This is a genomic window from Burkholderia sp. LMG 13014 (assembly GCF_905232215.1).
Classification (GTDB): domain Bacteria; phylum Pseudomonadota; class Gammaproteobacteria; order Burkholderiales; family Burkholderiaceae; genus Burkholderia.
This window is the reverse complement of record NZ_CAJNKE010000296.1, coordinates 1-7257: the sequence shown is the minus strand read 5'-3', so window position 1 is coordinate 7257 and position 7257 is coordinate 1. Positions and strand designations below refer to the sequence as shown.

General features: G+C 67.0%; 8 protein-coding genes. 1 reads left to right on the top strand and 7 read right to left on the bottom strand.

Features of this window, described 5'->3' with window-relative positions:
- The 5 genes from JYJ84_RS23720 to JYJ84_RS23700 all read right to left on the bottom strand — a co-directional run.
- On the bottom strand, window positions 1-467 hold a 467-nt coding region (locus JYJ84_RS23720; protein WP_205189525.1), incomplete at its 3' end, for an alpha/beta fold hydrolase.
- Window positions 464-877 (bottom strand): helix-turn-helix domain-containing protein, encoded by a 414-nt coding sequence (locus JYJ84_RS23715; protein ID WP_122946009.1) that lies wholly within the window; start codon window positions 875-877, stop codon window positions 464-466. The genes JYJ84_RS23715 and JYJ84_RS23720, both read right to left, overlap by 4 nt.
- A gap of 218 nt (window positions 878-1095) precedes the next feature.
- Complete coding sequence (locus tag JYJ84_RS23710; RefSeq protein WP_122946008.1) at window positions 1096-2400, bottom strand: MFS transporter; 1305 nt, start codon at window positions 2398-2400, stop codon at window positions 1096-1098.
- A 166-nt stretch (window positions 2401-2566) separates the two neighbouring features.
- On the bottom strand, window positions 2567-3325 hold the full coding sequence (locus tag JYJ84_RS23705) for an SDR family oxidoreductase (protein WP_122946007.1): 759 nt from the start codon (window positions 3323-3325) through the stop codon (window positions 2567-2569).
- 92 nt (window positions 3326-3417) lie between these two features.
- Complete coding sequence (locus JYJ84_RS23700) at window positions 3418-4857, bottom strand: aldehyde dehydrogenase family protein (protein WP_122946006.1); 1440 nt, start codon at window positions 4855-4857, stop codon at window positions 3418-3420.
- Window positions 4858-5375: 518 nt separating this feature from the next.
- On the opposite strand from JYJ84_RS23700, the gene ppa reads away from it, so the two are divergent.
- On the top strand, window positions 5376-5903 hold the full coding sequence (gene ppa / locus JYJ84_RS23695; protein ID WP_011352863.1) for an inorganic diphosphatase: 528 nt from the start codon (window positions 5376-5378) through the stop codon (window positions 5901-5903).
- A 54-nt stretch (window positions 5904-5957) separates the two neighbouring features.
- Here ppa and JYJ84_RS23690 read toward each other — a convergent pair whose 3' ends face one another.
- Together JYJ84_RS23690 and JYJ84_RS23685 are read right to left on the bottom strand one after the other, a co-directional pair.
- Window positions 5958-6812 (bottom strand): GIY-YIG nuclease family protein, encoded by an 855-nt coding sequence (locus JYJ84_RS23690; protein ID WP_122946005.1) that lies wholly within the window; start codon window positions 6810-6812, stop codon window positions 5958-5960.
- 49 nt (window positions 6813-6861) lie between these two features.
- Window positions 6862-7257: helix-turn-helix transcriptional regulator (locus JYJ84_RS23685; protein ID WP_205189524.1), on the bottom strand; the 396-nt coding region annotated here is incomplete at its 5' end.

Sequence of the window (7257 nt, the reverse complement as noted above, 5' to 3'; positions counted from 1 at the left end):
CTGCCGATGCCGGACGGGCAGAGCAGCGCAAGCCGCGTGACGCGCGCCGGCCGGCGCAACGCGAAATCGAGCGCGGTTCGCGCACCCAGCGAGATGCCGACGAACGCGGCGCGCGACACGCCCAAGCCGTCGAGCACGTCGTCAAGCCACTGCGCGTACGCGTCGCTCGCGAGCGATGGCCGCGACGGGGCGCTGGGTCCCGCTTCGCCGATCACATCGATCGCGTAGAGCCGGAAGTGCGTCGACCATTCGGCCGCGAAGTGCTGCCAGCTTGCCGCCGTCGTCTGCGCCCCGTGGATCAGCATGACCGGCGGCGCGAGTTCGGGGCCGCAGGCGATCACGTGTGTTGCGCCATGGCGCGTCTGCACCGTGATGCGCCGATGCCCGGCCGGCCAGTGCGACAGCGCCGCCTCGTAAGCCGCGCGAACTGCGCGGGCGTGGCGGGGCGACTTGAAGATCGTGCTCATGTCCCGCTTTGCTGCAGCAAAGCGTCGAGCGACGACATCAGCGTGGCCGTGTCGGCCGGAGTCGCGGCGACGATGATCTTGACCAGGCTCGCGGCGGGATCGAACGTGACGTCGATTCGCACCGGGTCGACGTACGACGTGCGGCCGGACGCCATCGCATGCAGCGACCGCGACAGGTACTGATGCAGCGATTGCGACGCGTCCGGAACGTCGACGATGCTGGTGACGCGCACCACACGCGGCACGGGCGCGGCCGGCTTCGTTTGCGCGAACGCGGCGAGGTCGGTGTCGAGGATGCGGTATGCACGACCGACCCTCGTGGCGTGCAGCTTGCCCTCGCGGATGAAGCGCAGGACAGTCTTCGGGTGGAGGCGCAGGTGTGCGGCGGACTCTTCGACGGTACGGAACATGATCGGCCAGTGGTGCTCGAAATATTCCTTATTGTTCCATGATAAAGGATCAATAGGGAATATTTCGAAGGCGATGCAGCACCATTGGCGGACCACGGAACCCGCATCATCCGGGCGGCGTGCGTGGAAGCAGAAACGCCCCGCCGACCGGAGCGGTTCCGGCCAGCGGGGCGTTTCAGGTACGGGTCATCAACCGGAGGGCGCCCATGCGCCCCGCGTCACTTGTCGACCAGCCGCTTCGGCACCGACAGCGCCAGCAGCCCGCCGAGCACGAGGAACCCGGCGAGCATGTACATGCCCGAATCGTTGGCGCCCGTTGCCTGCTTGAGCCAGCCCATCATGTACGGGCTCAGGAAGCCGGCGAGGTTGCCGATCGAGTTGATCATCGCGATGCCGGCCGCGGCCGCCGTGCCGCCGAGGAACGCGGTCGGCAGGCTCCAGAACAGCGGCAGCGTCGTCAGGATGCCGATCGTCGCGAGCGTGAGGCCGAGCATCGCGAGCGCGGTCTGGTGCGCCCAGATCACCGACAGCACGAGCCCGAGCGCGCCGATCGCGGCCGGAATCGCGACGTGCCAGCGGCGTTCGCGGTGCTTGTCCGCGCTGCGTGCGATCAGGATCATCGCGACCACCGCCGCTGCATACGGAATCGCCGACAGCAGGCCGATCATGAACGTGTCGGTCACGCCGGTGGCCTTGATGATCGTCGGCAGCCAGAAGCCGACGCCGTAGAGCCCCATCACGAACGAGAAGTAGATCAGCGCCATCAGCCACACGCGCGGGCTCGACATCACGGCGCCGAGCGGCAGGTCTTCCTTGGTCGCCTCTTCAGCATCGACGTTGCGCGTGAGCAGCGCCTTTTCTTCGTCGGTCAGCCAGTTCGCCTTCGCGATCCGCTCGTCGAGCTTGAGGAACACGACCACGCCGACCAGCACCGACGGGATACCCTCGAGCAGGAACAGCCATTGCCAGCCGTGCCAGCCGCTCATGCCGTCGAACGCCTTCAGGATGAAGCCCGAAAGGGGCCCGCCGATCACGCCGGACAGTGCGACGGCCGTCATGAAGAACGTCGTCATCCGGCCGCGCCGGTGCGCGGGATACCAGTAGGTGAGGTAGAGGATCACACCGGGGAAGAAGCCCGCCTCGGCGACGCCGAGCAGGAAGCGCATCACGTAGAACATCGTGGGCGTCGTGACGAACATCGTCAGGATCGAGATCACGCCCCACGTCGCCATGATGCGCGCGATCCACACGCGCGCGCCGACCTTGTGCAGGATGATGTTGCTCGGCACTTCGAACAGGAAATAGCCGAAGAAGAAGATCCCGGCGCCGAGCCCGTACACGGTGTCGCTGAGGTTCAGGTCGCTCGCCATCTGCAGCTTCGCGAACCCGACGTTCACGCGGTCGAGATACGCGACCACGTAGCACAGCAGCAGGAGCGGCACGAGCCGCCACGACACCTTGCGATAGGTTGCTTCCTCGAATGCGCCGGACGAGCCCGGCAGCGACTGCGTCGATATTGCCATGTTGTCTCCTGTCGATCGAAGTTAGCGCTTTAGCGGTTACTTGGATCCCATGCACCGCGGTCCTTATTATTGGCCGGGGCCGGCGTATCGGCGCCAGGCCCGGTTTCGTGCGAAGCAATGCGTGGGTGTCGTGCCGGTTGGGGGTATTCCGGCGCGACAGGTGCGGCTAGATGCAGCGCCCGCCGTCGACTTCGAGGCAAACGCCCGTGATGAACTCGGCCTCGTCGGATGCGAGGTAAAGCGCCGCGTTCGCGATGTCCTGCGGCGTCGAGAAGCGGCCGAGCGGGATCGTCGCGAGGAAGCGGCGGCGGTTCTCGGGGGTATCCTCGCAGCCCATGAATTCGGTCATCAACGCCGTCTCGCCGAGCACGGGGTTGATGCAGTTCACGCGGATGCGGTCGGCGCCGAGCTCGGCTGCGAGCGACTTGCTCGCGGTGATCATCGCGCCCTTCGTGCTGTTGTACCAGACGAGGCCCGGCCGCGGCCGCACGCCGGCCGTCGACGCGACGTTCACGAACACGCCGCCGCCCTGTGCGCGGAAGTACGGCACGAAGGTCTGTACGCACCAGAACAGGCTCTTCATGTTGACCGCGTACACGCGATCGAACTCGGCTTCCGTCACGTCGAGCACGGGCTTGTTGCGGTGTGTGGTGCCCGCGTTGTTCACGACGATCTGCACCGCGTGGAAATCGTCGAGCGCGGCCTGCAGCAACGCGTGCCAGTCGTCCTCTTTCGATACGTCGCCAGCCACCGCGATCGCCTTGCCGCCCGCGAGTGCGATCTCGCTCGCGACGCGCTCGGCTGCCGCGCCGTTCAGGTCGTTGACGACGACGTTCGCGCCTTCACGTGCATACGTCTTCGCGATGCCTTCGCCGAACCCCGAGCCGCCGCCCGTGACGATTGCCGTCTTGCCGCTCAACCGCATGGTGTGTCTCCTGTGCTGGATATGAGTGTCGTCGTGCTTCGGCACGCGGCCGGGCGCTGCCGGCCGCGTGCCGCTTGTCGTTTTCCGCGTGTTCAGCCGTGCCGGATCGCGATCGTTTTCAGCGTGGTGAAGCCGTACAGTGCCTCGAAGCCTTTCTCGCGGCCATGCCCCGAGTGGCCGACGCCGCCGAACGGCAGCTCGACGCCGCCGCCCGCGCCATAGTTGTTGATGAACACCTGGCCTGCCCGCAGGCGCCGCGCAAGACGCATCTGGCGCGCGCCGTCGCGTGTCCAGATGCCTGCGACGAGGCCGTATGGCGTGCCGTTCGCGAGCGCGACGGCTTCGTCTTCGTCGACGAAACGCATCGCGGCGAGCACCGGGCCGAACACTTCCTCCTGCGCGAGCCGGTGCGACGGCGGTACGTCGCGCAACAGCGCGGGCGCCTGGTAGAAGCCGCTTTCGGGTGCGTCGGCGACGACCTGCCCGTGCGCGGCCATCGGGATGCCGTCATGCTGCGCGTCGGACAGGAAATCCCACACGCGCTGCTGCTGCTTCGCGTTGATCAGCGGGCCGCAGTCGAGGTCGGCGCGGCTCGGGCCGACGCGCAGCCCGTTGAACGCGGTGGCGAGCCGCTCGATAAGTGGCTCGTACACTGCGCGCTCGATCAGCACGCGGCTGCCGGCCGAGCAGGTCTGCCCGCCGTTCTGCACGATCGCCGACACGAGCACGGGCAGCGCCGCTTCGAGATCGGCATCGGCGAACACGATCTGCGGCGACTTGCCGCCGAGTTCGAGCGTGACGGGCACGTGGTTCTCGGCCGCCATCTGCGTGACCAGCTTGCCGGTGGCCGGCGAACCCGTGAACGAGATGTGGTCGATGCCGGGATGGCGTGCGAGCGCGGCCCCCGCTTCATGGCCGTAGCCGGTGACGATGTTGAGCGCGCCGGCCGGCAGCCCGGCCTCGGCGGCCAGCTCGGCGACGCGCAGCAACGACAGGCACGCATCCTCGGCCGGCTTGACGACGCATGCGTTGCCGGCGGCGAGCGCAGCGCCGACGCTGCGCCCGAAGATCTGCATCGGGTAGTTCCACGGCACGATGTGGCCCGTGACGCCGTGCGGCTCGCGCACCGTCAGCACCGTGTAGCCGGCTTGATAGGGGAGGGTTTCGCCGTGCAGCTTGTCGGCGGCGCCCGCGTAGAACTCGAAGTAGCGCGCGAGCGCGGCTGCGTCGGCGCGGGCCTGCTTCAGCGGCTTGCCGGTGTCGCGCGCCTCGATCGCGGCGAGTTCCTCGAGGGAATTGGCCACGCGCGCCGACAGTCGCATCAGCACGCGGCCGCGCTCGGCGGCGCTGGCAGCGCCCCACGGGCCCGCGAATGCGTCGCGGGCTGCGGCGACCGCACGCTCGATGTCGGGCGCCGTGCCGCGGGCGATCGACGCGAATGGCTGGCCGTCGGATGGATCGACGACCGCGATGGTTTCCAGTTGCGCGGGCAACGTCCATTCGCCCGCGATGAAGTGCTTCGCCTCTTCCATGCCAGCTCCTGTCGACCCGAGTTAGCGCTTTAGCGCTTACTCGGGTCCCATGCTTCGCGGTCGACCCGAGTTGGTGCTTTAGCGTTTACGCGGGTCCCATGCTTTGCGGTCGACCCGAGTTGGCGCTTTAGCACTGACTCAGGCCTCATGCTTCGCGGTCGACCCGAGTTAGCGCTTTAGCACTGACTCAGGCCTCATGCTTCGCGGTCGACCCGAGTTGGCACTTCAGCACCGACTCAGGCCCCATGCTTCGCGGTCGACCCGAGTTGGCGCTTCAGCACTGACTCAGGTCCCGTGCTTCGCGGTCGACCGGTGACGGCGCATCAGCGCCGACGCCGATTCCATCCAACGCGGCCAGTGGTTCGACGGCCGGGCATCCGGAACGATTATCGGCCGATCGTCATCCGGACGCCACCGGTCGATTGGCTATAATGGCGCATTCCTTTGCGGGACGCCTGCGGCGATGCATCGGCCGCGGCGCCCTGTCCCGAATTCCCATCGACCTACAGAGAGTGCTCATGAGCTTCAATCATGTTCCGGCCGGCAAGGACCTGCCGCAAGATTTCAACGTGATCATCGAGATTCCCGCGCAAAGCGATCCGGTGAAGTACGAGGCGGACAAGGAACTGGGCCTCCTCGTCGTCGACCGCTTCATCGGCACGGGCATGCGCTATCCGGTGAACTACGGCTACATCCCCCAGACGCTGTCGGGCGACGGCGATCCGGTCGACGTGCTGGTGATCACGCCGTTCCCGCTGCTGGCCGGCTCGATCGTGCGTTCGCGCGTGCTCGGCATGCTGCAGATGACCGACGAGTCGGGCGTCGACGCGAAGCTGGTCGCGGTGCCGCACGACAAGGTCTGCCCGATGACGGCCAACCTGAAGTCGATCGACGACGTGCCTGAGTACCTGAAGGACCAGATCAAGCACTTCTTCGAGCAATACAAGGCGCTCGAGAAGGGCAAGTGGGTGAAGGTCGAAGGCTGGGCCGGCATCGAAGCCGCGCACAAGGAAATCACCGACGGCGCAGCAAACTACAAGAAGTAAGCGGCGTACCGGCCGACGGCCGGTTCGTGCGAAACGCAAACCGCGCGTGTCTCCTCAGGAGGCCGCGCGGTTTTGTTTTGTGCGCGACGGTTGTTTGCGCGCGGAGGTGGGCACGGACGCTGGCGGCGTAGCGGTGGACGGCGCGTCCTTCGCGCGCTTCGTGCGGCGAGGGGCAACGGAGGCCGCAGTGGCTTCGACGGCTTTGGTTGCTTTCGAGGCAGACGGGCGGCGGCGGGCCGATACGGGCGCGGCGCCTTTGCGTCCGTTCGTGACGGGTTTGCCGTTGGCTGCCGATGCTTTTCTTTTCGACGAAGCGGGCACGGTCGGCTTGTCCTTTTTTACCGGGGTGTCGCGCGGTGAAGTCCTTCTTGCGACCGCACCGCCGTCTGGCTTCGTGCGCTTCGCGACCGGTGTGGCTTTTGTTGCCTTGGGAGGTTTCGCAGCCTGCCGGGTCTTGGCGGTCTTTTCGGGTTTGTCGACCTTCTCGGCTTTCCCGGTTTTCCCGGCCTTTCCGGTCTTCCTGGTGCTTTTATCCGTCTTCGCTGCGCTATCGATGTTCTCTGCTTTTGCCTTCTTCCGCCCGCGCGCACCGACCTTTTTCAACCCGGCCGCATCACCACGCGTATCGACGGCCACCACGGCAGGCAGCACCGATTCCAGCGTCCGCCCCCCGGCTGCCAGTTCACGCTTCTGCGCAGCGGTGAGCCGCTTCACCCAGTATTCGGCGCGCGACGCGCTCGACCGGTCGGGCAGCGGAAACGACGCGAGTACCGCACGCGGCTTGCGCGAGCGCGTGTAGCGCGCGCCCTTGCCGGATGCGTGCTCGTCGAAACGCGCGGCGACGTCGGTCGTGATGCCCGTGTAGACGCTGTCGTCGGCGCATTCGATCAGATACAGAAACCAGGACATGGCAGGGCGGCGGGATGCGAAGCCGCCAGTGTCTCAGAAAAAGTGCCCGTCAACGCCATCGATCGACGTGCCCGTCGCGGAAGCGGCTCGGCGCCGCGCCGAGCTCACGCGTAAAGAAGCGCGTGAACGCGCTCGTCGAGCGGAAGCCGACCCGCACGCCGATCTCGCCGATCGGCAGTTGCGTGTTCAGCAGCAGGTCGCGCGCTTCGCCGAGCCGTGCCTGCGCAACGAGCGCATGAAACCCGACCGCTTCGCGATGCAGCCGCCGGCGCAGCGTCCAGCGCGACATCGCGAAGCGCGTGCAGACGTGCTCCATCAGCGTGTCGGTCGGCACGTCGACTTCGTCGGAGGTGCGCAGCCAGTCGCGCACGCATTGCTCGACCGACGAGCCGAATGTCGAGCGGGCGCGCACGCGCTCGCGTGCGGTGTCGGCCGCGTGACGCTG